A 26,988-nucleotide genomic window follows, 5' to 3' on the forward strand; every position below is an offset into this window, starting at 1 on the left:
TGCGCGTTCCGGCGGGTATCTATTGCTTCCCCTGCCCGCAGGCAAGGTGTAGAAGCCGCGACCAATCGCCCTGCCGGACCCCAAGGCGCGGGCCCGTGCTCAGGAGATGATTTATGTCAGAGCGTATCGCATTCCAGGGCGATCTGGGAGCCTATGGCCACGAAGCCGTGCTGAAAGCGCGCCCGGACGCCACCCCGGTGCCCTGTCACGCATTCGAAGACGTCATTGCCGCGGTAAAGTCCGGCGCGGCGGACATGGCCATGTTGCCCGTGGAAAACACCACCTATGGCCGGGTGGCTGACATTCACCGTCTTCTGCCGCAAAGCGGGCTGCACATCGTAGACGAGGCGTTTGTACGCGTGCGTATCGCGCTGATGGCGTTGCCGGGACAAACGCTGGACGATATCCGCCATGTGCGCGCACATCTGGTGCTGATCCCGCAGGCGCGCGCGTTCCTCGATGCGCACGGCATCTCCGCCACCTCCGCCGCCGACAGCGCGGGTGCCGCGCGCGAGATTGCGGAAAACGGCGAAATGGGTGTCGGCGCGCTGGCTTCGGCGGTGGCCGCGGATATTCACGGGCTCAACGTGCTGGCCCGCGACATCGAGGACCAGGGACACAACACCACGCGCTTCCTGCTCATGTCACCCGATGCGGATCATTCCGCGCGCGGCGACATGATGATCACAACCTTTGTCTTCGAGGTGCGCAACATCCCCGCATCGCTTTACAAGGCGATGGGCGGGTTCGCGACCAACGGCGTCAACATGACCAAGCTGGAAAGCTACATGGTGGGTGGCGCGTTCACCGCGACCCAGTTCTATGCCGATATCGAAGGGCACCCCGACGACCCCGCGGTCGCACGCGCGCTCGAAGAGCTGGAGTATTTCACCAACCGCCTCGACATCCTCGGCGTCTACCCGGCGGCGGCAGGCCGCGACTGACCATGCCTCCGGGGCTGGACGCCTATGCCACCCGCCTCACGCTGGCCGGGACGTACGAAAACCAGATGCTGTATGCGATGTGCCGCGATGCGTGCCGTCATGATGACGCCGAGCATGTGCGTGGCAAGTTGATCGCGATTGGCCGCATCTATGCCGCGTCGCCTGAACGCGGGGCGGGCAAGCCAAGGGACGAGACCCGCGACGTTTTTGATGTTCTCGCCGATGCACTGTGCGCCTCGGACATCGACGCCAAACTGGACGGTATCCCTGCGGACTGGCGCTATGACCACGGGACCGACATGGCCGCATATGTGCACGACCTACACAAACATTTCGTTGAGACCTTGCAGTCCTCGATTTCGGAACACTGCGTGGCCCCGAAAACCGGCGCGGGGATCAAGGGGCGCGCATACACATCCTTTGCTTCAAAATACCTGCACTTTCATCGCCCAAACAGCATCCCCATCCTCGACAGCATCGCCCGACACGGCCTGCATGCGGCCGGTCGGGCCGCCGGTCTTGTAGCAGACAGGCCCGGTCTCAAGGCGCCTGTGACCTATCGCAGTTACGCGCGCTATTGCCTGTTCTGGGACGGTTTTGCCAAGGCGTCGGCTGACGCAAACTGGACGCAGCGCTCCATCGACACTGCACTTCTCGATCTTGGCCGCGCCGAACTGCGCCGACTGGCTGGCGTAAAATGATGTCACGCACTGCGTTTCAGGCGATCCTCGAGCGTTTTGCAATATTCGGCAACGCGCGTCTTGAACTTGTTGGTCAGATTTCCCTTCGCCAGCTTCAGCGACTGGATCAGCAAACGTGAGGCCAGGTTCAACGGAGACAATTCCAGCGCGACCGCCATCCGCGTGCGGTTCCGCGACAGCGCGAGAAGCTCGACGTCAAAGGTCGCGTCCATGCCCTGGGACTTGGCCACGAACCCCATGTCGCTGGGCGCGTCCAGGCGCACAAGCACAAGGTCCATCGCGCGCCGCCGCCCGCGCATCGTGAACGCAACTTTCCACGTGGCACCGACCACAGGCGTTGTCTGCTCATCCACACGCTGGATTTCTGCACCACGCCGCATCGCCTGCCGTTCAAAGTTTTCGAATTCGCACAGCGCCGCAAACACCTGTTCTATCGGTGCCTCGATATCTTCGCGTGCCGAAAATCTCATGTGCCTGCCCTTGTCGTGTTTTTGTGAGTCTGTGCCTAATCGAGCGTGTCTGCAAGCCAGTTTTCAATCAAAAAGTGCGCAATCGCGCCTTTGCGCGCGGGCAGGATATCGGATCGCAATCCCGCAAACACGTCCGCCATTTCTTCTCTGGTGAGCCAGCAGGCATCTTCGATCTCCGACGGATCGACGGTGATCTCGGTGCTCGTTGCCTGCCCATGACATCCGAACATGAGCGAGGCCGGGAACGGCCATGGCTGGCTCGACAGGTAACCGACCGGGCCGACCTGCACCCCGACCTCTTCGAACACCTCGCGGCGCACGGCCGCCTCGAGGGTCTCGCCCGGCTCCACGAACCCGGCCAACAGGGAATACATCCCCTCCGGCCATCCCGGCGACCGACCCACCAGCACCGAATTGCCATGGGTGATCAGCATGATCACCACCGGGTCCGTGCGCGGGAAATGATGCGCACCACAGGCAGGGCAGGTACGTTGCCAACCGCCATGGGTCACGTCGGACGCAGCACCGCAGCGGGCGCAAAACCGGTGCGTGTCGTGCCAGCTCATCACCGCCTTCGCGGTTGCGGCCAATTCGGCATCCCGCGGGCTGAGCCACGTCATGACGCGGCGCAATTCGGCAAAGACATGTGTGTCGGGCAGACCGGGATACCGCTGTTCTGTCGGGTCGAGAAAGCCGCCAAGCGCGCTTGCATCCACATCTTCGGGGGCCCAGCCGGACACATCATGGGCAAAGCGCGGCGCGCCCTCTTCGCGCCCCAGAAACACAGGTGGGACGGACGCCTCGGACAGGATCGGATGATCCATCGGCACACGCAAAAGCTGCGCGGGCCGCGCCGTATCGATCAGCGGCTTGCCCTTCCACAGCACGATGCTGCGCGCATCCGGATGTTGCCCAGCCGCCGCCAAAGCCTCCGGGTTTGCACGCAGCTCCCCTGCGCGGTCGAGACCGGAGCCACCAAATGTAACTGTTTCCGCGTGCCGCATGCCGCGCCCCTCCGTCATCCTCTTGCCGCGCAGCCATGGCATGGGTGTGGCAGCGGCGCAATGGCCTGTGCACCGCGCGAAATGCAACCGCGAAAACTGCTTGAACCACAGCCGTAAAACCTCACCTTGCCACCTATGCGCGAGCAGACCGAAGATCACCTGCCTTCCACGACACTGCGTCTTCTGGCGACCAGCGATGTGCACATGCACCTGACGGGCTGGGACCCGCGCACGGACCAGACGGCGACGGATCGTGGGTTCAACCGGGTGGCGACCCTGATCCGCGCGGCGCGCAAGGACGCGCCGGGGGCGGTTGTCCTGCTCGACAACGGCGACAGCATCCAGGGCACGCCACATGCCGAAACGGCGCAGAACGCGCCGGAAACGGCCCCACATCCGTGGGCCGAGATCCTGCATGCGTTGGATTATGACGCCGCGGGTCTGGGCAATCACGATTTTGACTTCGGCCTGGGCGCGCTGCACCGGTTTTGCGCGGGATCGCGCGTGCCGATACTCTCGGCCAGCCCGACGCAGGCTTTGGACCATGTCCAGACGCATGTGATCCTGAACCGCGACGTGGCCTGTTCCGATGGAGTGACGCGCCCCTTGCGCATCGGCGTGACATCCGTGCTGCCACCCCAGACGCTGACGTGGAACCACGTGCACCTTGAGGGCGTGATGGCCTTCCATGACGGGATCACCGCAGCAAGGGGCGCTGTGGACACTTTGCGCGCAGCGGGCGTCGACCTTGTGCTGATGCTGTGCCACAGCGGCATCTCGGACAGCGACGCACCGTCGGGTGAGAACTTTGCCCGCGCTCTCGCACAGCAGGTCCACGGCATTGACGCGATGATCCTCGGCCATACGCATGAGGTGTTTCCCGGGCACGCCAAGGCGCATGTGAATGGCGTCGACCCCGATGCGGGCACTATCTGTGATGTGCCTGCCGCGATGCCCGGATATGCCGGTGCGTTTCTGGCGCAGATCGACCTGACAATCGGACATGACGGCTCTGCCTGGCGGGTGACCGGGCACAAAACCGCGCTGCGGCAGGCGTCGGACGCGGCACCCGACCCCGAGGTTCAGCGCATCGCGGCCCCCCACATCGCCAAGACCCGGACCCGCATGCACAAAGTCGTGGGGCAGGCCACAGACCGCTTCCACACCTATTTCTCCATACTGCAATCCGGCACGGTCGGCGGCCTGATGGCCACGGCCATGATCGACACGATCCGCCCCGCAGCGCGCGATACCGCATGGGCGACCCTGCCAATCCTCGCCGCCGTTGCCCCCGCCGCCGCCGGAGGCCGCGCAGGACCGGACAACTATGTCGAGGTGACCGAACAGGATATCCGCACACAGCATCTGGCCCAGATGTGCCCGTACGAGAATACGATCTGGGCCCATTGCATGACCGGGGCCGAACTGCGCGCCTATGTCGAGACGTCGCTTGCGTATTTCGCGCCGAGCGCCAGCGGGCTCGCTCCGCTTGCTTCTCGGGACGTTCCTGCGTTCAATTTTGACGTTGTGCATGGGATCCACACGACCGTGGACCCCTTTGCCCCGCTGGGCGCCCGTGTTGTGGCCATGACCCACGACGCACAGCCCATCCGGGACACGGACCGGTTTCTGGTCGCGATGACCAGTTACCGGGGGGCCGGGGGCGGTGGATTTCCTGGACTTTCGGGCAAGACACCGCTCAAGACCGAAACCCCCGTTTTTACCGCCCTCCAGCGCCATTTGCGCGCAAACACGCTGGACCCTCGGGACTGGTCATCGGTCTGGTCCTTTGCCACGTCCCAGCCGCGAGATGTCATCGTCGAAACCAGCCCGCGCGCCATCGCATATCTCGAGGATATCGCGGCCTTTGCGCCGGAACCTCTGGGCCTGACCGACGCCGGGTTCATGCAATTGCGGGTCACCCTCTAGGCCTTGCGCAAGTGGCACCCCTCGCCTATATGCGACGGTGAGAGGTTGGCGCGGGCAAGCGCCTCGCCAACCCGGTCAGATCCGGAAGGAAGCAGCCGCAACGAGCCCCGCTTGGGTCGATGTCAATCTCTCACCTCAGCCTCGCCGTTCACGAACGGCACGCGGCTATTCCTCCAGCAATCGCGGCCACAATGCCGCATTCCGGCGTGAAAACGCGGTCAGGTGCCCGACAGGACCGGTCGGCGTGATGAGATCCACCTGCGCCCGTCCGGCAAACCCGTCGTCGGCCAGCCGCTGCACGCAATGCGGCGGGATCAGGTCATCGTCGGAAAACGCAACAAGACGGACGGGAATATCATGCGGCCACGCAGGGATTGGCAGACGGTCGCCCAGATCGGCCGCGTAAAACGACCGCGTCGTGCACCAACGCCGCCACTGCCAATACACCCCCGCAGGCAGATCCTCACCAAAGCGCAGCGATTTTCCGGGCAGATACCCCGCCAGCGCCGTCGCAGGCGGCCCAAGTCCGAACCAGAACATCAGCGCCACCGCGCGGTAGGGCCAGGGATGATCCGAATGATGCACAAACCCCGACGCGACACCGATCACCCGGGTCACGCCGTCGAAAACCCGTTGGTTCGGCAGCATCATGGCCCCCAGCGAATGGCCAATGATCCACAGCGGCGTATCCGGCACCGCATCGGCCAGCGCGCGCCGGGCGGCCAGTTGATCCGACGTGCCCCAATCTACCATGTCCGCACGGCTTTGCCGCAGCGGCCCGGACCACGACCGCCCCACATGCCGGTAATCATATGTCAGACACGCCATCCCACGCTCTGCCGCCAGCCAACGGGCAAAATGCGCATAGAAATGCTGCGGCACGCCTGTCGCACCGTTCAGGACAACGGCGGCAAACGGCGGGTGCGACGGCAGGAACAAACGCCCGACCAGCTCCGCACCATCCGCCGTCTTGAAAACCAACGACCGCTCCTGAACCTCTGACGTAGCTGCGTCGCGCATGACAGTCCTCCGTGGATACCAGCCCTAGACCAATCGGTCTAATCGCCACACTGGACCAATCGGTCTAATCCTGTCAAGATCACCCCATGACCGACGCCCCGCTTCCCACCAAGGACCGCCTGATCCGCTCTGCCGCCAACCTGTTTCGCACGCGCGGGTATCATGGTGTCGGGCTTGCGGATGTGCTGGGTGACGCCAATGCGCCCAAGGGGTCGCTGTATCACCACTTTCCCAACGGCAAATCCGACCTCGCCATCGCCGCGGCCACTTGGGCATCGGATGAAATGCTGCGCGTCATTGCCGCCAGCTTTGACGGCGCCGACAGCTTTGACGCCGGGGCGACGACCCTGTGCTTCAAACTGGCCAAGCTCTTTGACATCACGGGGTGGGACACCTGCCCCGTGGCCAACATCCTGTTCGAAGGGCCGGACAACGACGCGTTTCGTGCCCATGCCGAACATATCTATGACGGCTGGATTGCCGAAGTGCTGGATCACGCGGCACGGCTGGGTCTGCGCGAGGCGGATGCACGGGCCAAGGCCGAACACCTCTTTGTGCTGATCCAGGGCGGTTGGATGCTGGCCCGTGCCCGGCGCAATTCGGACGTGCTGCGCGACCTGCGCGGGATGCTGTAGGCGCGCGGGCAATCGGATCACCGTGATCGCTGGACGCCCCCAAGCCCGCGCCTTAGATTGAAGCGTCAGCCGAATCCCAGAGGACCGCATGAGCGACGAGCCACAGACCGCCTATCAGGTGCTGGCGCGGAAATACCGCCCCGAAACCTTTGCCGATCTTGTCGGCCAGGACGCCATGGTGCGCACCCTGAAAAACGCGTTCGAAGCGGACCGCATCGCGCAGGCCTTTGTCATGACCGGCATCCGGGGTACGGGCAAGACGACCACCGCGCGCATCATCGCCAAAGGCATGAACTGCATCGGGGCGGATGGCACGGGCGGGCCCACAACCGAACCATGCGGCGTCTGCGAACACTGCACCGCGATCATGGAAGGACGGCACGTCGATGTGCTGGAGATGGACGCCGCCTCCAATACCTCTGTGAACGACATCCGCGAAATCATCGACAGCGTGCATTACCGCGCGGCCTCGGCCCGCTACAAGATCTACATCATCGACGAAGTCCACATGCTGTCGACAAGCGCGTTCAACGCGCTGCTGAAAACGCTCGAAGAGCCGCCCGCGCATGTGAAATTCATCTTTGCCACGACCGAAATCCGCAAAGTACCCGTGACCGTCCTGTCCCGTTGCCAACGCTTTGACCTGCGCCGGATCGAACCGGAGGACATGATCGGCCTGTTGCGCAAGATCGCGACCGCAGAAGGGGCCAGCATCGCAGATGATGCGCTGGCCCTGATCACGCGTGCCGCCGAAGGGTCCGCACGGGATGCAACGTCCCTGCTAGATCAGGCGATCTCGCACGGTGCGGGCGAAACCACCGCCGATCAGGTGCGCGCGATGCTGGGCCTTGCCGACCGGGGCCGCGTGCTCGACCTCTTTGACATGGTGCTCAAGGGGGACGCGGCGGGGGCGCTGACCGAACTGGGCGCGCAATATGCCGATGGCGCGGACCCCATGGCGGTGATGCGCGATCTGGCCGAGATCACGCATTGGGTATCGGTGGTCAAGATCACGCCCGAAGCCGCCGAAGACCCCACGATTTCCCCCGACGAACGCAGCCGCGGGCTCAGCATGGCCGAAGCGCTGCCGATGCGCGTTCTGACCCGCATGTGGCAGATGCTGCTCAAGGCGCTGGACGAGGTTGCCGCCGCACCAAACGGCATGATGGCGGCCGAAATGGCGATCATCCGGCTGACCCATGTGGCCGACCTGCCCAGCCCCGAAGAGCTGATCAAGAAACTGCAATCCAGCCCGACACCGGCCCGCGGCCCTGCGCCCGGATCGGGCATGGCGGCGCCATCGGGCGCGCGCGCATCCGGGGCCGAAGCGGTGGCGCAGGCCCAGTCGCGCTTGGCCAGCAGTCCGAACGCAGCGGGTCAAACGACGGCCCTGGCGCATGATCCCGCGCTGGCGCTCGCCCGCTATCCCACCTTCGACCACGTGGTCGAAATGATCCGTGCAAACCGCGATGGCAAGTTGCTCGCGGATGTGGAAACCGACCTGCGGCTCGCGCGCTATGAACCCGGCCGGATCGAATTTGAACCGACGCCGCGCGCGCCGCGCGATCTGGCACAGCGGCTGGGCTCCGCCCTGCAGCGCTGGACCGGCAACCGCTGGGCCGTGACGGTCGTGTCCGAAGGCGGCGGCAAGACGATTGACGAGGTGCGCAACGCCGATCGCTACGCGCTCGAAGAAGCGGCGCGGGCGCACCCGCTGGTGCAGGCTGTCCTTGCCAGCTTTCCCAAGGCAGAAATCAAGACCATCAAGAGCCGCGCTGAAATCGAGGCGGAGCAGGCCGTAGAGGCGCTGCCGGAAGTGGAAGACGAATGGGATCCGTTCGAGGAAGACTGAAACATTGCGCTGGTGTCGACACGGTTTGGCACGGCAACGCGACCCGGTTTCCGCACGCGGCCCGGGCAGAGATGTTGAGCGATCCATGCGATATGCGCGCCGCAGGCACCCCATGATGCGCGGTTACCTCAGTTCCGTATGCGCCCTGACACCCGGCGCAGCATGGGCGCAGGCCTGCGCCACCGCGCGCCCCGGCTGGGACGGAGCACCGGCCAACGCGTTGACCGAGGCGGTCGCGCTCTTCACCTCCCCCGCGGGCATTTTCCTGTTGGTATTGTCCGTCGTTGCCCTGCGGTTCCGTCATCAGTGGGTCGGCCTGGCTGCCGTCCTGCTGTGGACCGTGTTCATCACCGCCGTAACCATGGCCGACCCCACCGGACAGCGCGCGGACGCGGTGATCGAAGGCTGTGTCGGCGCCCCCACCTTGTTCATCGTCGTCGTGGCTGCGATATGTGTGGGGATTGTGCTGTGGACCAAGCCGCGCACCCAAAATGACCCACCACCGGAGGCATGACATGCTCAAAGGACTAGGCGGTCTCGGCGATATGGCCGGGATGATGAAAAAAGCCCAGGAAATGCAGACCAAGATGGCCGAGATGCAAGACGATCTTGCCAATATCTCGGTGACAGGCGAAAGCGGCGCGGGATTGGTCAAGGCGACGGCCACCGCCAAGGGTGAGCTGACCGCGCTGGATATTGATCCGTCCATCTTCAATGGCGACGACAAGGAAGTGGTCGAGGACCTGATCCTCGCCGCGATCAAGGACGCGCAGGCCAAGGCGGTTGAACGCAGCCAGGAAGAAATGGGCAAGCTGACCGAAGGTCTCGGCCTGCCACCGGGCATGAAACTGCCCTTTTGATACTGACCTCAGGGTGGCAGGACATCTTGAACGGGGGGCGGTTCGGCCACCCGTTCGTCCGCGTCGGCGGCTTTCATCCGCGTTTTCACGATACGACGCAGGCCCAGCAGGAATGCCAGAAACACCATGTAGAGCGTGAACGTCATGCTCAGCCGTTGAACCCCTTCGCGAAAGGTCAACGCCGTCCCTGCACCGCCCTCGCGACGTTCCGTGCCCTGTTCGGCGGTTGCCGCATCGCCGGCCCCCGCGGTGCCTTCGCCCGCGCCGGAACACCCCGCCTGCACCGCTTCGGCAAGCTGTGTGGTCTGGGCGCGCAAATCGGCGGGCAGCGCGCGCCCGTCGCCACGGGCTAACGCCCGCGCCGCCGTCAAAACGCCGCGCACGGCGCGCAGTTCACTGCGGCTGATCTCGCCGCGCACCGCATCCTCCAGCGCCACAATGGATGTACCCTCCAGGCTGCGCTGCAATCGCATCCGCAGGTGTACGTCAACCGCACCACCGGCGTTGAACGCCCCGACAAAGGCCGTGTTCACGTTGCGCAGCGCCATGGGATAGACACACGCCAACGCGCCGCCCGGCCCCATCGCCCACAGAATCGCGAAACTGAAAACTGCGCCGCGCATTGCCCCTCCGCTGATGCTGCATCTGAGGCCACCGGGCTAAGTCACCAAGGTTGATAAGTCGTGAAGCTGCCCACAATCATGACTTCCTGTCGCGGAAAATCCGCAATAGGCTCCGCCGCATGAGCAGCACCCGCGACATCGACAACCTGATCGAAATGATGGCCAAATTGCCCGGGCTTGGTCCACGCTCGGCGCGCCGGGCCGTGCTGCACCTGATCCGCAAGCGCGCCCTGCAATTGCAGCCGCTGGCCGACATGATGCAGACCGTCGCCGTCACGGCGCGCGAATGCCTCAACTGCGGCAATGTCGGAACCACTGACATTTGCGACATTTGCACATCCGAAAAGCGCGCCAATGGCGAGTTGTGCGTGGTCGAGGACGTGGCCGACCTGTGGGCGATGGAACGGGCCGCCGTCTTCAAGGGCCGCTATCACGTACTGGGCGGCACGCTGTCGGCGCTCGACGCCGTCGGACCGGAAGAACTGCGCATTCCCCGCCTCATCGACCGGGTCGAAACGGAAAACATCTCCGAGGTGATCCTTGCCCTCAACGCGACCATCGATGGCCAGACCACGGCGCATTACATCGCGGATCAATTGGAAGAGCGGGTGACGCTCACGTCACTGGCGCAAGGCGTGCCCATTGGCGGTGAACTGGACTACCTCGACGACGGGACCATCACCGCTGCGCTGCGGGCCCGCAAGGCGCTCTAGGCTCAGAGGCGCAGCGCACTGCGCACGCGTTCCGCAATCCCCGCGCGCGGTCGGAACCGGTCATGCCAAGGGATCGAACGCAGCCAGCTCGCGATGCGGCCCTGATGCCCGCGCCCGCCCCGCATCACCTCTTCGCACAGTGAAAAGTTGTTGAACCCGATCTCTGCCATCCGCGCCTTCAGCGCGGGTTCCTCATGCGCGTGGTTCGGGTATTTGCGCACGTCAAAGTCGATCATGACATTGTCGATCTTGAACACTTCGCCGCTGTCCATCAGGTCGTTCATGATGTCACATTCCGACCCTTCACAGTTCAGCTTCATCACCACCAGATCGTCATCGGCAATGTGCGCCTGAAAGAACTCCGTCGCGCGTACGAACTGGCATTCGGTCTTGATCGTTTTCTGATCATCCGCATGGGTTTTCACACTGGCCCCCATGTCGCCAGCACCATTGGTGTGGAACGTCAGCGGCCCTGTTGTATTCGACAACCCATAGCGCATCAGTTGAAACCGGGGGTCATCAAACTTGTCCGTCAGGATATCGGCACAGGGCGGAAACGGCTCAAAACAGTAGATCACATCGAAGGCGTAGAGCGGCTTGATCACCTCATCAATCGTTTGACCAAGGTGGCCACCCACATCCAAGAATACCTTGCGCATATGCCCTGCTCCCGCCGTTGCCCGATGTTTTAAAGCAGTTTTTGATCAGCTCAAATAGCTGGTGAACCCGGAAATGGCGGCCTGCAAGCCTGCGTCCGTGACGTCCTTGTGCACAACAAGCCGCGTGGTCCCCGTTGCCCCCGTCAACTGCACACCCGCTTGCGCCATGTGATGCTGCAATTGCGCGGTTGCGCCACCGTCGGGCGTAAAGAAGATCATGTTCGTCGCCTGATCCACCGTGCCAAACGGGCGCAGCGCATCGGCAAGGGCGGTCGCGCGGGCGTGATCCTCGCGCAGGCGGTCAACGTTGTGCGCCAACGCATAAAGGCCAGCCGCCGCCAGAACACCCGCCTGCCGCGTGCCACCGCCCAGCATCTTGCGCCACCGCCGCGCCCGGTCGATGAGGTCCTGCGGCCCTAGCAACACGGACCCCACCGGCGCACCCAACCCTTTGGACAGACAAATCGAGACCGTGTCAAAGAGGTCGGCCAAAGCCCCTTCCGGGCAATTGAGGGCGGTCACCGCGTTGAAATACCGCGCCCCGTCCAGATGCACGGCAAGCCCGGCAGCCCGCGCAGCATCCACCGCCTCCGACAGGCGGGTGAGCGGAATGGCCTTGCCATTATGCGTGTTCTCACAGCCCAGCAGGCGTGTCATGGGCATGTGGCTGTCATCGGGCTTGATGGCCGCGTTTATGTCCACAGGTTCCAAACCGCCGTCCTGCGCCACATCCAGCGGATCAAAGGCGATGCCGCCCAGCACCGATGCCCCCATCGCCTCGTATTTGTGGATGTGATAGCCGCGCCCGGTCAGCACTTCCTCCCCGCGCGCGCAATGGGCCAAAAGGCCTACAAAATTGCTCTGCGTACCAGAATTGACAAACAACGCCGCTTCCTTGCCCAACCGTTCGGCCAGCGTTGCCTCCAGCCGGTTCACCGTCGGATCGTCGCCAAAGACATCATCGCCCACCTCCGCCTCTGCCATGGCCGCGCGCATGGCGGCGTCCGGACGTGTGACGGTATCGCTGCGCAGGTCACAAATGACGTGGGCGGGCGCACCTATTGCGGCGGCGTATTGGTTCATGGAGAGACCTTCGGGACATGAAAACGGGCGCGCTCATGATAAGCACGCCCGTCCCCGAATGAAAAGTTCGGCGCAGCTCAGGGCTGCTCGTCTTCGTCGTCACCTTTGGGCAGGTTGAAGAAGCTGTCCGCATCGACAAGGGTCGATGTGTCCTCTTCATCCTCATCATCATCGGCGAGCGAGAATGTCTCGAGCCCCTCGATCGCCGTCGGGATCTTGGGTTCGGCTTCCATGCCAAGGCTTTGTTCCGTGCTGACCAGCTTGCGCCGCTCATCATCGCTCATCACTTCGCCATCAGCGGCCTTCTTGGCGGCGGCCTTCTGCACGGCGGCATCCAGTTCCGACTGCTTGGTCAGGCCCAGCGCAACGGGGTCGACGGGTTGGATGTTGGAGATGTTCCAGTGCGTGCGCTCGCGAATCGACTGGATCGTCGGCTTGGTCGTGCCCACCAGCTTGGAGATCTGACCATCGGTCAGCTCGGGGTGGAACTTCACCAGCCAGTAGATCGCCGCCGGGCGGTCCTGACGCTTGGACAGCGGCGTGTACCGCGGCCCCCGCCGCTTTTCCTCACCCTGCGCCGCGGCATTGTACTTAAGCTTCAGCTTGTGCAGCGGGTTCTTCTCCGCCGCATCAATCTCTTCCTGCGTCAGCTGGTTGTTGGCAATGGGATCAAACCCCTTGACGCCCGTGGCCACATCGCCATCCGCGATGCCCTGCACTTCCAACTCGTGCAGATCAACAAAATCCGCGATCTGCTTGAAGCTGATCGTGGTGTTGTCGACCAGCCAGACGGCGGTGGCCTTGGCCATCAGCGGTTTTGCCATGTCATGCTCCTTTGCGCATATCTGTCCCGTCGCCTGAATGGCGTCCCCGGCTGGGCCAGGGTGGGTTTCCGTTGTCGGGGAACTTCGCGTGGATATAGTGGGCCGGAATGAAAAAGGAAAGCCTTATGCGCGCACTGCTGATCTGGATGCTGCTGGCCACACCGCTCTGGGCCAAAGACCGCAGCGGTGAGTTTGACTACTATGTCGTGGCGCTCAGCTGGTCTCCGAACTGGTGCGCCTACGAAGGCGATGCGCGCGGCTCCGACCAATGCGATGCGCGCCATGACCACGGCTGGATCCTCCATGGTCTCTGGCCGCAATACCACCGCGGTTACCCCGAATACTGCCCCACCTCCGAACGCGCGCCGTCCCGGGCGATGACCCGCGATATGGCAGACATCATGGGCACGTCCGGCCTGGCCTGGCACCAGTGGAGAAAACACGGTGTATGCACGGGCCTGTCGGCGGCTGACTACTATGCCCTGTCGCGCGAGGCCTATGACCGCATCGTGCGGCCGCCGGTGTTCCGCAAGCTGGATCAGACGGTGCGCCTGCCCGCCTCCGTGATCGAAGAGGCGTTTTTGCAATCGAACCCGGATATGGAGCCCGACGGCGTCACCATCACCTGCCGCGACGGACACATCCAGGAGGCCCGCATCTGCCTAAGCCGCACCCTCACCCCCGTGCCCTGCGGCCAGGACGTCGTCCGCGACTGCCGCGCCAAAGACGCCATCTTCACCCCGATCCGCTAAAGGGCGAGACACGTGTGCTGGTGTTGAACAATGGCTCTAAAGTCCACAGAGATGCCAACGCAGACATGTGTTGCCTTACCTGAACGACTGCTCTGAGTCCAAAGTACAAAATGCTGCAAGTTGCCTAAATGGCTGTAATGCGCATGAAGCCGACATTGTAATTCTGCGGAGTTTGCTAAATATTCTGGACAAAGAAATATGGGCGACACGCAGGGCTAAATTTCTGCTCCGCAGCCGCCTTTTCGATTTTGATTGGGAAAACTATGCCCGATGAATTCACACCAGAATTTGACAGCGTCCTACAATCCCCAACAGAGAGCTTAGATGTCGAATTTAAGCGTTCTTTACCGTTGAGCGACAACGTTGGTAAAGCGAAGCTCGCGAAGGAAATTTGTGCTCTCGCTAATCATGGCGGCGGATGGATAGTGTTGGGGCGAGAAGACGACGGGTCATACCCCGAGTCACTTCCAGAAGAACTCATCGACGTAGACCAAGATCTGATAAACCAGATCGCGGCAGCGTATTTACAACCTGCACCTCACTGCTCAGTCCGTATCCTACAACCAGATGCAATCGATTTCGCCGTTCCAGTGATTTGGGTTCCGTCCTGTGGTGTATCGCCAGTTTGCGGGAAGAAGAACGGCCCAGACGACCAACGCGGGCGTACACAGGGCATTGCAAAAGGTGTCCACTACTCTCGCAGAGCAGGGCCTATCTCTGCACCAATAGAGTCGCCGAATGAGTGGCAGGATGTAATCAGACGCTGCGTGTTGGCCGATAAATCTTCACTACTCGGCGCTCTATCGACCATGATCGAGCAACCCCGACCTGCACCGGAGGCAGAAGCGCAGGGCGTGTTTGACGCTGATTTCGAACATGTGCTCGCAAGCTGGAAGAACGGGGCTCAAGAGCATCCATATGCAGTTGACTTAACGAGCTGCTTCGTTGCCTATGCCTTCCAACTTGTTGATGCCGAACAAATCACAACGGATCAGATTTTGGAGTGTCTACGGAGTCGCCCACTAAATGCTCCAGGTCATGCGTTTTTTAGCGTTGGCAGCGTTTCACCCTACCGTCCATTTGTCATTGAGGTAGCCGATCATGACGGTCTGGAAGTTCATGCAAATACGTCAAGTGATGACCATCGGTCGATTTGGCGGCTCAGCGAGAAGATGAGCGGAACAGAGATTATCTCGTACTGGGAAGACACCGAATGGATAAAGAGTGCCGTTGAAAGACGGTCTTCACGCACATGGGAACGCGGCCAGCATATATGGATCGCCCAGCAGATTGCCTATGCAAACAGCTTTCTATCAATGGTGAAACACATCGCGAACCATTTCAATTATAGTGGCGACGTGAGGATACGGGTTCTGTTTAGCGGTTTGAGTGGACGGACCCTTAGATCAACAGACTCTTTCGTATACTACAGCTTGGATTATCGTGCCCATCAGAACACAAAACAAGTCGATTTTGTAGTAGAGGCAAAGGAGTTAGCCGCCGAAACTCGGAGTTCAACCATTGCTTCTATCATACAGCCAATGAATAAACTCACTCAAGGACCAGCGGTAACTGCTGAGGTTGTAGTGCGTAGCCTCGGCGCCAATCGCAACTAGTAGAATTTACATAGAGGACGGCAATTCGTCTGACTGAGCATTGTGTATCGCGTAGTGAAGGCGCGAAACTGGACAACAGTGGTCATTAAGAAGACCACAACAAAAGTCAGCATTGTCCGCATAAACGACAAAACGTTTTGTCATTTGTGGTACGCTTCAAGCTGGCAACAGTCGTCACCCAAACAGCCCAACCAGCACATCAACTGCCGCAAAACACCTATTAACCATTCGTTTACGTTTGCCACCGTACGCGCCGTTAACCCCGGCTTTTTGCCCGTTTGTATGACAAACGGTGCACGGGCTGTGCACAGGTGGTGTACGGGTTGTGACACGCGAAAACCCTTGGTTTTCAAGGGTTAACGCTTCAATCTGTTGCAAATGCGAAACGGGTCAGACCGATGTTGCGCGCACGCTCTTCATCGGGTCAGGAATCTTTCTCCGGGGCCCAACCCGGTGCGCGCATCATGTAGCGCCATGCCTCGGACCAGCTGCGTGCGCCGCGCACGTCCCGCCACAGGCCCGGCACTTCGGAAAACCACACCGCCAGTGGATTGCGGCTGTCAAAGTCGCGTTTGAGACCATAGCGCGGCGTCTCTTCTTCGGCTTGATAGGTGCCAAACAGCTGGTCCCAGATCACTGTGATCCCGCCATAGTTCCGGTCGATATACTTGTCGTCGCACCCGTGGTGCACCCGGTGGTTGGCGGGGCTGTTCATCACCTTGTCGAACCACCCCAGACTGCCCACCAGTTCAGTGTGAATCCATGTCTGGTAGGCCAGGACCGTAATGATCCCGAAAAAGATCATCTCGGGTGAAAAGCCCAGAAAAACCAACGGGATATGCGCGATGAGGCTCCACACCCCTTCGAGCGGGCCAAACCGGATGCCGGTGATGATGTTATACTCGCGCGAGGAGTGGTGCACCGCGTGCTGCGTCCACAACAGGCGCACTTCGTGGGCGATCCGGTGTTCCCAGTAGTACGTGAAATCGGCCGCCAGCACGGCCAACGCAATGGCCCACCACGTCAACGGCAACTGCCACGGCACAACGGCTTCGGCGAGGATGTAGAACACCGCGTAGGCCGAGGTGAGGACAAAGACCTCAAACACCAGGTATGGGATTTGTGTGGATGCGCTCGCCACCATTTCCAAAAGGCTGCGGCCCTTGTGGCTGCCCTTGAACAGAACCTCCGCCAGCTCAATCAGCAGGATCGCGACCCCGATGAGAAAGAACACTTCGTCAATCTGCGTGCCCAGCGCTTCCAATGCACCCGGTGTCATGGCTTCAATCCTCTCGTGAATGTGCGCCAAGCCAGATCAGCCGCCTGATTTGGCGTTGCCTCTTCCGCAACGACCATGGCCCACCCCGCGTAGATCAGGTTTTCATAGGCTTCGACGATCCATGCCGTGGGGATGTCCTGGGCAAATGTGCCCTCAGCCCGCGCCGCCTCAATGTCCGCGCTCAAGGCCTCGGTTTGCCGCGCATAGGCTTCGGCCACGCGTGGATCATTTTGCGCCGCGTCCGTGGCCAAAAACATGTGCCGCGCCGCAAGTGGTATCATCGCCCGCAGAGCGAGGCGCAGCCCTTCGGTATAGCTGTCACAGCCCACGACTGCTGCGTTAACGGCGGCTTCCAGTTCCTCGGAGGCCGCCAGCGTCAAAGCGACCATCAAGTCCTCTCGCCCTGCAAAATGTCGATGCAAGGTCGCGCGACCAACGCCGGCGGCTTTTGCAATCTCGGACAGTGACGCGCCCGGATTCTGACTGAACACGTCAAATGCCGCCTGCAAAATGCCGTCTCGATTCGATACAGTTATGTCTCGCATGAGACTTATATGTCTCATGCCATATCGATGTTCAATAGGCCACAGCGCGGCCTGCCGAAAAAATGCAACCGACATGGATACGACTTCTGTCGGAGCCTCCGGCGGTGGTATTTTTAGCCAGAAGAAAGCAAAACGCCCGCGCCACTCATCCTGTGAGCACCGCGGGCGAGAGGGGAAGCGCCTGCTTCTCCTGGCACGGTCATCGGCTCCACAGCCTGTACCGTGTCCTAAAGATCACCGCATTAACCTTAATATTTTGTTTCTTCTGGCCAGAAATACCACGGGGGTCCGGGGGCTGGCCCCCGGTCTGTCCTGCGGGACCAGGCTCAACCGCCGGCGACTTCCAGAACGATCTTTCCGATATGATCTGAGCGTTCCATGCGCGCATGCGCGTCCGCTGCGTTCTCCAACGCAAAGGACGAATCCATCACCGGACCAATCCGACCAGCAGACAAGAGCGGCCAAACAGCTTCACGCAAATCCCGCGCAATCTGCGCCTTTGCCAGATCACTTTGTGGTCGCAATGTACTGCCCGTCATCGTCAGTCGGCGGGTCATCAGCGGGGCAAAGTTGATGTCGGCCTTTGGTCCCTGCAGGAATGCGATCTGGACAAGGCGACCGTCATCCGCGAGCGCCTTGAAATTTCGCGCAATGTAAGGCCCGCCCACCATGCACAGAATCAGGTGCGCGCCGCCTTCTGCCTTCATGACGTTGACGAAATCCTCATCGCGATAGTTCACGGCAACCTCCGCCCCAAGGTCCCGGCAAGCCGCGCATTTGTCTTCCGATCCCGCAGTGGCAAAGACGCGCGCACCAAAATGGTGCGCCAACTGGATCGCCGTCGTCCCGATGCCAGAGGACCCGCCATGAACAAGGAAGCGCTCTCCGCCCTGCAGTCCCCCACGCGAAAACACGTTGGACCAGACCGTGAAATACGTTTCCGGCAGGCAGGCCGCTTGTTTCAGCGTCATTCCGTCCGGCACGGGCAAGCAATGCGCCGCGGGGGTTGCGACATACTCCGCATACCCCCCGCCGGGCAGCAGAGCGCACACCGCATCCCCGACCTTGAGGTCCGAGACACCGGTGCCAACTTCGGCAATGACACCGGACGCTTCCAGTCCCGGCAAATCACTGGCAGTCGGCGGCGGGTTGTAGAGACCGGCCCGTTGCAATGCGTCCGGGCGATTGACCCCTGCCCATGCGACCTCGACCACAACCTCGCCATGACCGGCAACGGGACGGGGCCGGTCCACCACTTGCAAAACCTCCGGCCCGCCGGGGGTGCTGATTTCCACTGCACGCATGTTTGCCGCCATATGATCCGCTCCTTTTGCGGCACCGTACCTTCAATATCGCTGAAAAAGGAACCAGATATGCTGGCGGCCGCGTTGATCTTGAACATCTGCGTGCTTGTACCGGTGGTCGCAGGTCTGACGTCAGGCGCCCGCACAATGGAACTGGTCTTTGGTGCCGACACAAATGCGCGGCGCATTCTGACCTGTGTTTATGGCGCAATCGGTATGTCCAGCGTTCTGTTGCTGGGCCTGCTGTTCGCAGGGCATCCGTAGGCTGAACCCATGATCATCGCGCTGCTTGCGCTGCAGGTTCTGTACAAGCTTGGCACCGTGACAATGATCGGGCTCGCACACCCCGTTGTCCGCGCGAACCTTATGGTTGTCGCCGTGCACGCCATCGTCATCGCAAGCGTGATTGCGACCGCAGCCTAGGAGGAGGTCCAGCGCCCCGGCATGTCGTTGCGTTCAGCGCGGCCCGGTGCCTTGATCCGATCCAAAAGCCATGACGGACCCGCGAACAGGCCGGACAACAGCTTGTTGTCACGCACCTGGGCTTTCACCTTTTCGATCTGCATGACCTCATCAATCCGGCGATCGAGAAAATCCCATGTCGACTGATTGTCGAGACTGTCATCGCCAAGCCAGTACAGGACCGTCGCCGAATACACGCCGGACAGCGTGGCCCGCTTTGTGTACCAGTTGATGTCGTCGGACTGGTCGCCCAGCGTGGTCCAGATCAGATCCGCAGTGCCCCAGATTGCCTTGGCCCCGTCCGCAGCATGCATCGGCAAGGCAAACAGGGTGGTGCCCCGCCGCACGGCCTCTTTGTCTTCGACAGCCTCAATCCGGAACCGGACCGCTGCTGCGATCTTGTCCCGGAACCGGTCCGGCAACGTCTCTTCGCACAAGCGAGCGGCCATCTGCGCGTCGCCACGCGCGTGGTACGCCAGCGCGAGGTCTACAGCACCACGCGGGCACACGGCACGGGCCAGCGCGGGGGTGATGTCGGCGTCTGTGCTTGCGGCGCAGAAACTCGCCTCGGACCAACCGTCAAACGGCACGTGCATCAGGGCCGCATCCAGAAGCTGATCGATGATTTCATTCGGAGACTGTGTCATGCTCAAAAGAGTAGGGCAGCACCCCATCCCCGGCAAGCACGCGCGCTGCGACCCAGTGACCCGAGGCGCGCAGGTCCGCACACCATCAGACGCATCTGGCAGGTCAACACCACGCGCCCATCCGCACGCTGGACAATCCGCAAAACCCTTGCTATACGCCAGCTTCCTGCAAATCCTTGCAACTCTTATCTAGAAAGGTGGTGACAACCACATGCAGGTTAGTGTTCGCGACAACAATGTCGATCAGGCGCTCCGTGCCCTGAAAAAGAAGCTGCAGCGCGAAGGCGTTTTCCGCGAAATGAAGCTCAAGCAACATTTCGAGAAGCCGTCCGAGAAAAAAGCGCGCGAGAAAGCTGAAGCGATCCGCCGTGCCCGCAAGCTGGCACGCAAAAAAGCGCAACGCGAAGGCATGATGTAGATCATCCTCCGACGCTTGAAGAATTCAGGAACCCCGTTGCCGCCCGGCTGCGGGGTTTTTGTTTGGCCTCAGACCGGGAGCGCCGTGGTCTTGAACACCGTCCGCAGGGCAAAGCTGGATTGCATCTGCGCCACCCCGGGCAGGCGCGCAAGATGTTGGCGGTGGATGCGGGCAAAATCTTCGGTCCCTTCGGCCACGACCTTGAGGATATAGTCCGCCGTGCCTGCCATCAGATGGCACTCGAGCACATCGGGGATTCGCGCCACCGCCTTCTCGAACGCATCCAGCACTTCGTCCGCCTGCGCCTGCAACGTAATCTCGACAAAGACGGTGGTTGGCACGCCCATCTTGCGCGCATCCAACAACGCCACATAATCGCGAATATAGCCCGCCTCTTCCAAACGGTGCACGCGCCGGTGGCAGGCAGACGGTGACAGGTGCACCGCCTCACTCAGATCGGCATTGGACATTCGGCCGCGCTTTTGCAGCGCGCTCAAGATGCGGCGATCTGTTGTGTCGAGGGTCATGCGCGCGAGTATCTCCTGCTTTGTTGTCAAATACCGCACATTTCTTCGGCTGTCACACGCAAACGCAGCACGTCTTACGCATGCAATTGCACGGCAACCGGCGCACCCTGTCCACACACACATCAGCGGAGGAGAACGCTATGATCATCGGTTGCCCCAAGGAAATCAAACCCCAGGAATTCCGCGTAGGCCTCACCCCCAATGCCGCGCGCGAGGCTGTGGCCCATGGGCACGCCGTCATCATGCAGGCAAGCGCCGGCGCAGGTGCAGGTTTCCCGGATGACGATTATGCCAGTGCAGGCGCGCAGATCGTGGACACCGCGGAAGAGGTTTTTGCCTCCGCCGACATGATCGTAAAAGTCAAGGAACCGCAGGCCACCGAACGCAAGATGCTGCGCGAGGGCCAGTTGCTGTTTACCTATCTCCACCTCGCCCCTGACCCGGATCAGACGCATGACCTGATCGCGTCAGGCTGCACGGCAATCGCGTATGAGACGGTGACAGATGCGACGGGCGGCCTGCCGCTTCTTGCGCCGATGTCCGAAGTGGCCGGGCGGCTTGCGCCGCAGGTCGGTGCGTGGACCCTGCAAAAGGCCAATGGCGGGCGCGGCGTGCTGATGGGTGGCGTGCCGGGTGTCGGTCCGGCCCGGGTCGTCGTGATCGGTGGCGGGGTTGTGGGGACGCACGCGGCCCGCGTCGCCGCGGGCATGGGTGCGGACGTCACGGTGCTGGACCGGTCCCTGCCCCGGATGCGGTACCTTGACGACGCGTTTGGCGGCGTATTCAAAACCAGCTTTGCCAGCGCCGGGAATACCGCCGAACGCGTGGCCGAGGCTGACATGGTTGTGGGCGCCGTCCTGATCCCTGGTGCCGCGGCCCCCAAGCTGGTGACGCGTGCCCAGCTGTCGACCATGAAACCCGGTGCTGCCATCGTGGATGTCGCGATCGACCAGGGCGGCTGTTTCGAGACGTCCCGCGCCACAACGCACGAAGATCCGATCTATGACGTGGACGGCATCATGCACTATTGCGTGGCCAACATGCCCGGCGCCGTGGCGCGCACGTCGACCATCGCACTGGGCAACGCCACCATGCCGTTCATGCTGGCACTGGCCGACAAGGGGTGGCGGCAAGCGTGCGAGGATGACCCGCACCTCCTGAACGGCTTGAACGTCCATGCCGGCAAGCTGACCTATTACGCGGTGGGCAAGGCGCTTGGCCTCGACGTGATATCGCCCGCATTGGCGCTGAAGTCGTAACATCGCACCCAAACTAAAAAGGCCCGCCAGATGGGCGGGCCTTGGTCATGCGTGCAAATGTTGATTACTTGGCCAGCGAGTCGCGGATTTCCATCAGGATATCCAGTTCGGTCGGCCCCGCGGGCTCTTCCGGTGCCGCCTCTTCTTCCGGAGTGGCCTGATCCTTGATCTTGTTAACGTAGCGCACCAGCATGAACACCACAAACGCGATGATCAAAAAGTTGATGATCGCCATGATGAACGCCCCATAGGCAAACACGGCAGCACCCGCCTCGCGCGCGGCTTCCAGCGATGCGCCTTCGGCAACATCACCCGACAGCACGGCATAATTGTTGGTGAAATCGATCCCACCCAGAAACAGGCCGATAATCGGATTGATCAGATCACCGACCAGCGACGTGACAATCGCGGTAAAGGCGGCACCGATGATAATCCCCACGGCCATGTCCATGACATTGCCCTTGGCGATGAAATCTTTGAATTCGTTGAGCATTACAGTTCCCTCGTTGGCTATTCGTCACACAATCGTTCAAACGCCGTGCGTACGTGAACACCTGTTAACACACGTTCACACAGGACGAAGACTATTTTGGCGGGGAATAATGCCTAGGTTGGACCCATAGTTATCAGGAGACCACTCATGGCTGACCTCAGCGCTTTTCCAATCACGCAGAAATGGGTTCCTCAGAACCCTGATGTGCTGCAACTTTTCTCCTTTCCCACGCCCAACGGGGTAAAGGTGTCCATCGCGCTCGAAGAGATGGGCCTGCCCTATGAGGCGCATCTGGTGACGTTGTCGGACGCTGATGTCAAAAGCCCCGAGTTCCTGTCGCTGAACCCCAACAACAAGATCCCCGCGATCATTGATCCGGATGGCCCGGACGGTGCGCCCATCGGCCTGTTCGAAAGTGGCGCAATCCTGATTTATCTGGCGGAAAAGACTGGCAAGCTGATCGGGGACACCGGCGCGGACAAGGCCAAAACCCTGCAATGGCTGATGTTCCAGATGGGTGGCCTTGGCCCGATGCTGGGCCAAATGGGGTTCTTCGTAAAGTTCGCGGGGTCCGAGTGGGAAGACAAACGCCCGCAGAAACGCTACATCGCCGAGGGCAAGCGCCTGCTCGCCGTGCTGGAAAAAGAGCTGGACGGCAAAGAGTGGATCACGGGCCAGTTCTCTATCGCGGACATTGCCATCGCACCGTGGTTGAACGCGCTTGCGTTCTATGGCGCGCGCGACGCGGTTGGATGGGACAGCCACACGAACCTTGTGGCGTATCTTGACCGGTTCATGTCTCGCCCTGCCGTGGAAAAGGCCATGAACATCCCACCTCGCCCCTGATCCCCGATAAGGCAAAAGCCGCCCACGAAAGGCGGCTTTTGTCGGTTGCGCAAGCACGCAAGCGTTGTCGCGAGCCTTGGATCCATCGCAGGCGACCACTTGTGTCACCGTGTCGACGGGACTTCGGCTGCATTCAAAACCGCCTGTATTCCTTCCCCATTGTGCCCGCCTCCAACACCCCGTGGTCAGCCAAGTTTGTTTCAGCCTTGATGCCCGGCAAAGGTCAGATGCACCGCTATTACACGCAAGAATTGTTCCTGCCGCCTGCGCTGATTTGAGCGGAGTGGGTTGGCAGGATGACGCTTCCGCGCGTTTCACTTTTTAGTTGCATCAGGCAAAGCCCAAGATAACTCTAAAGCATAATTTTGTATTTTTTGCTTTAGGAGATTTGGATGTCAGGGCCATGTGTTCATTTGTTGATTGCGGACAAAATCCTGGATGAGGCGGAGACGCTCGCGGAAATATCCATCGGAGGTATGACGGGCGATGTCGCGCTTGAAACCTTCTCGGCGCATTTTGCCCTCGGCGCGCAGGGCCCGGATTTCCTGTTCTTCCTGCCGGCCGATGGCGGGAATGACCTGACAAAAGCGCTGGCGAATGCAGTGATTTCCACTTCGGCCGATCTGGCGGCTGCCAATGATGAATTGGTCGAGACGGTCCCAAAGCTCAAGACGGCGATTCAAAAGAAGCGTGAGCTGACGCGCAAAGCGTCTAACGCAGTCCTGAGCGTGGAGGCCGTGAAGAAGTTCAATGAGGACTTGAACGATCTTCAATCGACTTTTTCCATGGTGATCATGACCCGGATCAATGCTGCGATCGCCGCCACCGGAAACGTCTTTGACCTTTTCTCCATACTCGAAAGCCCACTCCAGACACCGTCGCCCGGAAACGAATGGTGGTGGTTTGATGTCCTGCACTACCGGCGCAGCGGGGCTTTCGCGACAAATCTCCTGCGCAAGGCACTTGCCGATGATGATCTGGAGCTTTTTGCATTCGCCTGTGGCTACATCTCGCATTATTGCGCCGATACGGTGGGCCACCCTTACGTGAACATGATCGCACGGGGCCCTTACCGCACCCATGGACAGCGTCACAAGGTGGTCGAAAACGGTCAGGACGTCTGGGCATGGGAGAAATTCCATCAGGAATTCACCCGACGGTCGCAGGTCAATGTCACAGGCTATTTCAGGGACAGATACGGAGCCGTCGAAGGGACCGCACAGCGCAAAAAGATGGATGCGGGAGAATTCCGGACATCGCATCTTCATCTCGAATATCAGTTTGATCCCGTCTTCAAGACGGTGGATCGGAAGGCGGTCAAGGATCATTTCGGCCTCTTGCCCGAGCTCGATCCAGCAATTGCGTTGCCGCAGTCCATCGCCACAGGACTGCGCGCGGCCATGGCCGCGACATACGGCGATATGAAAGACTCCGACGTCCCCGATGTGCCATCCGAGACAGAGATCGAGACGTCCTACAGGCTCTGGCACAAATTCTTCCTGTCCTCGTCCGGCAACGCCCTCATTGATCCGAACATCATCCCGTCTGACCTGAATATCCCGCTGACCGTGACGATCCAGAGCGAGATCAACAACGTGCTTCAGGAAGTGGCCGAAACCCTGGAAGCATCCGCGAAGAAGGCCAAGCGCGCGTTCAAAACCCTCGGACCCAGCCGGAGGCGGCGCAAAAAGAAGTGGTGGGAATCCTTGCGTGACTTTTTCAAAGGCATGAAGGAGGCCATCATCAACGGCATCACGCGGGGCGTCGAAATCCTGAAATCCCTCGTGCAAAGGGCCGTTGAGGTGACGGACGAGGTGTTCGTGTTCCTGCTGCAACAGGGGTTCGACGCGATCTACGCAAGTTACCTGCAATCGGTAAAGATGCTCGCAGCGCTCGGCTTTGGATTCCCGCCCGCTTCGATGATGAAGGAGGACGTGTTCCGTCATATGATCGAACCCGGGGTTTTCCCGGACATCGCGGGCCGCAAGTTGTCGCAACCTGACGTTGGCGATGCATATCCCATGAATTCGGTTGGCGGTCTCGTGCTTGAGGCAGAGGCATTTGGCAAAACCCTGCAATCGTGGGAGGTGAGTTTCCTGAAGGGCGAAAGTCATCTCATATATCCGCCGGCCGACGTCGGTGTGGAGGAGCCGTCGAGGCTTCTCGGGCGACGCCCACTGCGCGCCGGGCCAACGGACTATGCTTCGAAAACAGCCGAGCATTACATGTGGGCCGTCCCGGGACCGACACCCGATATAGTGCAGGCTTTCTTTGCCGCAGGAGAGGCGGTCGAGGCCGCAGTGGCCGAAGAGATCGCGGCAGGCGACGCCGCGGGCACGCAGCCAGAGCGCGACCTGACCGAGACCCATCATGTTGAGGCGGTTCAGGAGCTGGGCAATGCCAAGGACTTGACGATCGGGTCTATCCTTCATCTGGCAAGAACACCGGGGGCGGTACTGCCCAACGTCAATCTCGACGCGGATCGCGGATTTGCCTGGCCTTCATGGTTGCGGCGCCAATCGGAAAGGCCGGGGTTCCGGACTAAGTTCGATCTGGGAGGGGCGACAGCATGACCCGTGACCTTGAAAAAGCGATGGCCGACTTGATGTCCCTGTTGCCGAAACCCCAGGAAGAAATCGCAGCTCTGAAAATCGAGGATACAAAGCGGTTCTTTCCTGATCTTGAGGCACCGCTCACACCCTATGATCCCGAGTCCCAGCTCTACATCCCCAACGAAGAACGGGACGAAGGCCGGGTCTCACGGTCGCCCCCGTCTTCTCAACCCTATGGTCTGTCCTTTCGCGACGAAACGGGCGGGGGCGTCGCACGGGTCGGACGCACTTCGCGGGTCGCGGCCCGGGCAATTGTCCGCAATGACGGGGACCTCGACGCAGCGTCCGTGAAAGTGGAGTTTTTTGCAGAACTCATCGGGTCGTTTTCCGAAGTGGACGGGGCCGTCTTTGATGTGGAGGACGTCTTTTCGATCTCCGGGCGTGGCACGGTCGTGACCGGTAAGATGCGCCACGGAAGCTTTGATTTCCTTCAAACGATCAAGACGTCAGACGGGGCTGAATTCACAATCACCGCAATCGAAGGCAGATCGGGAACAACGTTCCAGGAGGTATCGCCCGAAACCGGGTCGGTGGGTCTGATCCTGCGAGGCGCGTCGACGGATGACCTGCGGGGTGTCACGATGTTGCATGACGGGCAATCCGTGGCGGACAGTTCCGAGGCCCAAGCTGCGTTGACGGTCGGCGGTGCGACGTATCTGGGCATGGCGACGCTTGACGTGCCCAAAGGGACCGAGCGCGACGTTGAGTTCGATCTGTCCGACGTGCAGCGCTTCCTGCCGGTTTCTGCGCCAGAGAACAAGCGCGGCAGCGCCACGGTTCTGATCCATGCACGCGCCTATGCGTTCTCCACGAATGATATGCCGGAGGATCTGGATAGTCTCGATGCCGGTAAGGAGTGGCACGTCATGTCACGATCGTTCGTGATCGACTGGGCCGGTCCGTTCTGAGGT

At 61.1% G+C, this 26,988-nt stretch carries 30 protein-coding genes, 1 other RNA gene and 1 pseudogene; 18 read left to right on the forward strand and 14 right to left on the reverse strand.

Annotation, left to right across the window (positions count from 1 at the left end; all coding sequences use genetic code 11):
- The first annotated feature begins 113 nt into the window (after positions 1-113).
- Positions 114-944: a prephenate dehydratase gene (locus tag ACERHN_RS07120; RefSeq protein WP_415921950.1), complete on the forward strand. Its 831-nt coding sequence runs from the start codon at positions 114-116 to the stop codon at positions 942-944.
- A gap of 2 nt (positions 945-946) precedes the next feature.
- Entirely contained in the window at positions 947-1,645 is a 699-nt protein-coding gene (locus tag ACERHN_RS07125) for a hypothetical protein (RefSeq protein ID WP_415921951.1), read from the forward strand.
- A gap of 2 nt (positions 1,646-1,647) precedes the next feature.
- Here the strand turns inward: ACERHN_RS07125 and ACERHN_RS07130 are convergent, their stop codons facing one another.
- Both ACERHN_RS07130 and nudC read right to left on the reverse strand, forming a co-directional pair.
- Entirely contained in the window at positions 1,648-2,115 is a 468-nt protein-coding gene (locus tag ACERHN_RS07130; RefSeq protein ID WP_415921952.1) for an SRPBCC family protein, read from the reverse strand.
- A 35-nt stretch (positions 2,116-2,150) separates the two neighbouring features.
- Positions 2,151-3,119, reverse strand: a complete 969-nt coding sequence (gene nudC, locus ACERHN_RS07135; protein WP_415922702.1) for an NAD(+) diphosphatase — start codon at positions 3,117-3,119, stop codon at positions 2,151-2,153.
- A gap of 135 nt (positions 3,120-3,254) precedes the next feature.
- Here nudC and ACERHN_RS07140 point away from each other — a divergent pair, with 135 nt between their 5' ends.
- Together ACERHN_RS07140 and ffs are read left to right on the forward strand one after the other, a co-directional pair.
- Positions 3,255-5,048, forward strand: a complete 1,794-nt coding sequence (locus tag ACERHN_RS07140) for a 5'-nucleotidase C-terminal domain-containing protein (protein WP_415921953.1) — start codon at positions 3,255-3,257, stop codon at positions 5,046-5,048.
- 38 nt (positions 5,049-5,086) lie between these two features.
- Positions 5,087-5,184: signal recognition particle sRNA small type (gene ffs / locus ACERHN_RS07145), an RNA gene on the forward strand.
- 29 nt (positions 5,185-5,213) lie between these two features.
- Here ffs and ACERHN_RS07150 read toward each other — a convergent pair.
- A complete protein-coding gene (locus ACERHN_RS07150; protein ID WP_415921954.1) occupies positions 5,214-6,068 on the reverse strand; it encodes a hypothetical protein in 855 nt (284 codons plus the stop codon).
- An 86-nt stretch (positions 6,069-6,154) separates the two neighbouring features.
- On the opposite strand from ACERHN_RS07150, the gene ACERHN_RS07155 reads away from it, so the two are divergent.
- From ACERHN_RS07155 to ACERHN_RS07170, 4 genes are all read left to right on the forward strand, one after another.
- On the forward strand, positions 6,155-6,703 hold the full coding sequence (locus ACERHN_RS07155) for a TetR/AcrR family transcriptional regulator (RefSeq protein WP_415921955.1): 549 nt from the start codon (positions 6,155-6,157) through the stop codon (positions 6,701-6,703).
- 88 nt (positions 6,704-6,791) lie between these two features.
- Positions 6,792-8,555: a DNA polymerase III subunit gamma/tau gene (locus ACERHN_RS07160; protein WP_415921956.1), complete on the forward strand. Its 1,764-nt coding sequence runs from the start codon at positions 6,792-6,794 to the stop codon at positions 8,553-8,555.
- 112 nt (positions 8,556-8,667) lie between these two features.
- A complete protein-coding gene (locus ACERHN_RS07165; RefSeq protein WP_415921957.1) occupies positions 8,668-9,069 on the forward strand; it encodes a hypothetical protein in 402 nt (133 codons plus the stop codon).
- Between the two features lies 1 nt (position 9,070).
- Positions 9,071-9,415 carry a YbaB/EbfC family nucleoid-associated protein gene (locus ACERHN_RS07170; RefSeq protein WP_415921958.1) on the forward strand — a complete coding sequence of 115 codons (345 nt, stop codon included), beginning with the start codon at positions 9,071-9,073 and terminating at the stop codon, positions 9,413-9,415.
- An 8-nt stretch (positions 9,416-9,423) separates the two neighbouring features.
- On the opposite strand, the gene ACERHN_RS07175 is transcribed toward ACERHN_RS07170, so the two are convergent.
- Positions 9,424-10,038 (reverse strand): hypothetical protein, encoded by a 615-nt coding sequence (locus ACERHN_RS07175; protein ID WP_415921959.1) that lies wholly within the window; start codon positions 10,036-10,038, stop codon positions 9,424-9,426.
- A 119-nt stretch (positions 10,039-10,157) separates the two neighbouring features.
- On the opposite strand from ACERHN_RS07175, the gene recR reads away from it, so the two are divergent.
- The gene (recR, locus tag ACERHN_RS07180; protein WP_415921960.1) at positions 10,158-10,751 is read left to right on the forward strand and encodes a recombination mediator RecR; all 594 of its coding nucleotides are present in this window, start codon (positions 10,158-10,160) and stop codon (positions 10,749-10,751) included.
- Between the two features lie 2 nt (positions 10,752-10,753).
- On the opposite strand, the gene ACERHN_RS07185 is transcribed toward recR, so the two are convergent.
- The 3 genes from ACERHN_RS07185 to ACERHN_RS07195 form a co-directional block, all read right to left on the reverse strand.
- On the reverse strand, positions 10,754-11,410 hold the full coding sequence (locus ACERHN_RS07185; RefSeq protein ID WP_415921961.1) for an FkbM family methyltransferase: 657 nt from the start codon (positions 11,408-11,410) through the stop codon (positions 10,754-10,756).
- Between the two features lie 45 nt (positions 11,411-11,455).
- On the reverse strand, positions 11,456-12,493 hold the full coding sequence (gene ltaE, locus ACERHN_RS07190) for a low-specificity L-threonine aldolase (RefSeq protein WP_415921962.1): 1,038 nt from the start codon (positions 12,491-12,493) through the stop codon (positions 11,456-11,458).
- Positions 12,494-12,570: 77 nt separating this feature from the next.
- Positions 12,571-13,317: a DUF1013 domain-containing protein gene (locus tag ACERHN_RS07195; RefSeq protein ID WP_415921963.1), complete on the reverse strand. Its 747-nt coding sequence runs from the start codon at positions 13,315-13,317 to the stop codon at positions 12,571-12,573.
- A gap of 125 nt (positions 13,318-13,442) precedes the next feature.
- On the opposite strand from ACERHN_RS07195, the gene ACERHN_RS07200 reads away from it, so the two are divergent.
- Both ACERHN_RS07200 and ACERHN_RS07205 read left to right on the forward strand, forming a co-directional pair.
- The gene (locus ACERHN_RS07200) at positions 13,443-14,069 is read left to right on the forward strand and encodes a ribonuclease T2 family protein (protein WP_415921964.1); all 627 of its coding nucleotides are present in this window, start codon (positions 13,443-13,445) and stop codon (positions 14,067-14,069) included.
- 263 nt (positions 14,070-14,332) lie between these two features.
- Positions 14,333-15,685 (forward strand): helix-turn-helix domain-containing protein, encoded by a 1,353-nt coding sequence (locus ACERHN_RS07205; RefSeq protein WP_415921965.1) that lies wholly within the window; start codon positions 14,333-14,335, stop codon positions 15,683-15,685.
- Positions 15,686-16,109: 424 nt separating this feature from the next.
- Here ACERHN_RS07205 and ACERHN_RS07210 read toward each other — a convergent pair whose 3' ends face one another.
- From ACERHN_RS07210 to ACERHN_RS07225, 4 genes and pseudogenes are all read right to left on the reverse strand, one after another.
- Positions 16,110-16,964 (reverse strand): sterol desaturase family protein, encoded by an 855-nt coding sequence (locus tag ACERHN_RS07210; protein WP_415921966.1) that lies wholly within the window; start codon positions 16,962-16,964, stop codon positions 16,110-16,112.
- Entirely contained in the window at positions 16,961-17,356 is a 396-nt protein-coding gene (locus tag ACERHN_RS07215) for a hypothetical protein (protein WP_415922801.1), read from the reverse strand. Before ACERHN_RS07215 ends, ACERHN_RS07210 begins: the two co-directional genes overlap by 4 nt.
- A 45-nt stretch (positions 17,357-17,401) precedes the next feature.
- A pseudogene (locus ACERHN_RS07220) lies at positions 17,402-17,584 on the reverse strand (hypothetical protein); the annotation flags it as partial.
- A gap of 251 nt (positions 17,585-17,835) precedes the next feature.
- On the reverse strand, positions 17,836-18,825 hold the full coding sequence (locus ACERHN_RS07225) for an NAD(P)H-quinone oxidoreductase (protein WP_415921967.1): 990 nt from the start codon (positions 18,823-18,825) through the stop codon (positions 17,836-17,838).
- On the opposite strand from ACERHN_RS07225, the gene ACERHN_RS07230 reads away from it, so the two are divergent.
- Together ACERHN_RS07230 and ACERHN_RS07235 are read left to right on the forward strand one after the other, a co-directional pair.
- A complete protein-coding gene (locus tag ACERHN_RS07230; RefSeq protein ID WP_415921968.1) occupies positions 18,826-19,077 on the forward strand; it encodes a hypothetical protein in 252 nt (83 codons plus the stop codon).
- Between the two features lie 9 nt (positions 19,078-19,086).
- The gene (locus ACERHN_RS07235) at positions 19,087-19,236 is read left to right on the forward strand and encodes a hypothetical protein (protein ID WP_415921969.1); all 150 of its coding nucleotides are present in this window, start codon (positions 19,087-19,089) and stop codon (positions 19,234-19,236) included.
- Here ACERHN_RS07235 and ACERHN_RS07240 read toward each other — a convergent pair.
- Positions 19,233-19,922 carry a COQ9 family protein gene (locus tag ACERHN_RS07240; protein ID WP_415921970.1) on the reverse strand — a complete coding sequence of 230 codons (690 nt, stop codon included), beginning with the start codon at positions 19,920-19,922 and terminating at the stop codon, positions 19,233-19,235. The genes ACERHN_RS07235 and ACERHN_RS07240 overlap by 4 nt on opposite strands.
- A 211-nt stretch (positions 19,923-20,133) precedes the next feature.
- Between ACERHN_RS07240 and rpsU the strand changes: the two genes are divergently transcribed.
- Entirely contained in the window at positions 20,134-20,340 is a 207-nt protein-coding gene (rpsU, locus tag ACERHN_RS07245) for a 30S ribosomal protein S21 (protein WP_007118112.1), read from the forward strand.
- 68 nt (positions 20,341-20,408) lie between these two features.
- Here the strand turns inward: rpsU and ACERHN_RS07250 are convergent, their stop codons facing one another.
- Positions 20,409-20,867: an Lrp/AsnC family transcriptional regulator gene (locus ACERHN_RS07250; protein ID WP_415921971.1), complete on the reverse strand. Its 459-nt coding sequence runs from the start codon at positions 20,865-20,867 to the stop codon at positions 20,409-20,411.
- A gap of 140 nt (positions 20,868-21,007) precedes the next feature.
- Here ACERHN_RS07250 and ald point away from each other — a divergent pair, with 140 nt between their 5' ends.
- The gene (gene ald, locus ACERHN_RS07255) at positions 21,008-22,126 is read left to right on the forward strand and encodes an alanine dehydrogenase (protein WP_415921972.1); all 1,119 of its coding nucleotides are present in this window, start codon (positions 21,008-21,010) and stop codon (positions 22,124-22,126) included.
- A 64-nt stretch (positions 22,127-22,190) separates the two neighbouring features.
- Here ald and mscL read toward each other — a convergent pair whose 3' ends face one another.
- Complete coding sequence (gene mscL / locus ACERHN_RS07260; protein WP_415921973.1) at positions 22,191-22,619, reverse strand: large conductance mechanosensitive channel protein MscL; 429 nt, start codon at positions 22,617-22,619, stop codon at positions 22,191-22,193.
- Positions 22,620-22,766: 147 nt separating this feature from the next.
- Here mscL and ACERHN_RS07265 point away from each other — a divergent pair, with 147 nt between their 5' ends.
- From ACERHN_RS07265 to ACERHN_RS07275, 3 genes are all read left to right on the forward strand, one after another.
- A complete protein-coding gene (locus ACERHN_RS07265; protein WP_415921974.1) occupies positions 22,767-23,465 on the forward strand; it encodes a glutathione S-transferase family protein in 699 nt (232 codons plus the stop codon).
- 392 nt (positions 23,466-23,857) lie between these two features.
- Positions 23,858-26,038: a zinc dependent phospholipase C family protein gene (locus tag ACERHN_RS07270; protein WP_415921975.1), complete on the forward strand. Its 2,181-nt coding sequence runs from the start codon at positions 23,858-23,860 to the stop codon at positions 26,036-26,038.
- On the forward strand, positions 26,035-26,985 hold the full coding sequence (locus ACERHN_RS07275) for a hypothetical protein (RefSeq protein WP_415921976.1): 951 nt from the start codon (positions 26,035-26,037) through the stop codon (positions 26,983-26,985). The genes ACERHN_RS07270 and ACERHN_RS07275 overlap by 4 nt, the downstream gene beginning before the upstream one ends.
- The last annotated feature ends 3 nt before the right edge of the window (positions 26,986-26,988 follow it).

The organism is Tateyamaria rhodophyticola (assembly GCF_047777875.1).
Taxonomy (GTDB): Bacteria; Pseudomonadota; Alphaproteobacteria; order Rhodobacterales; family Rhodobacteraceae; genus Tateyamaria.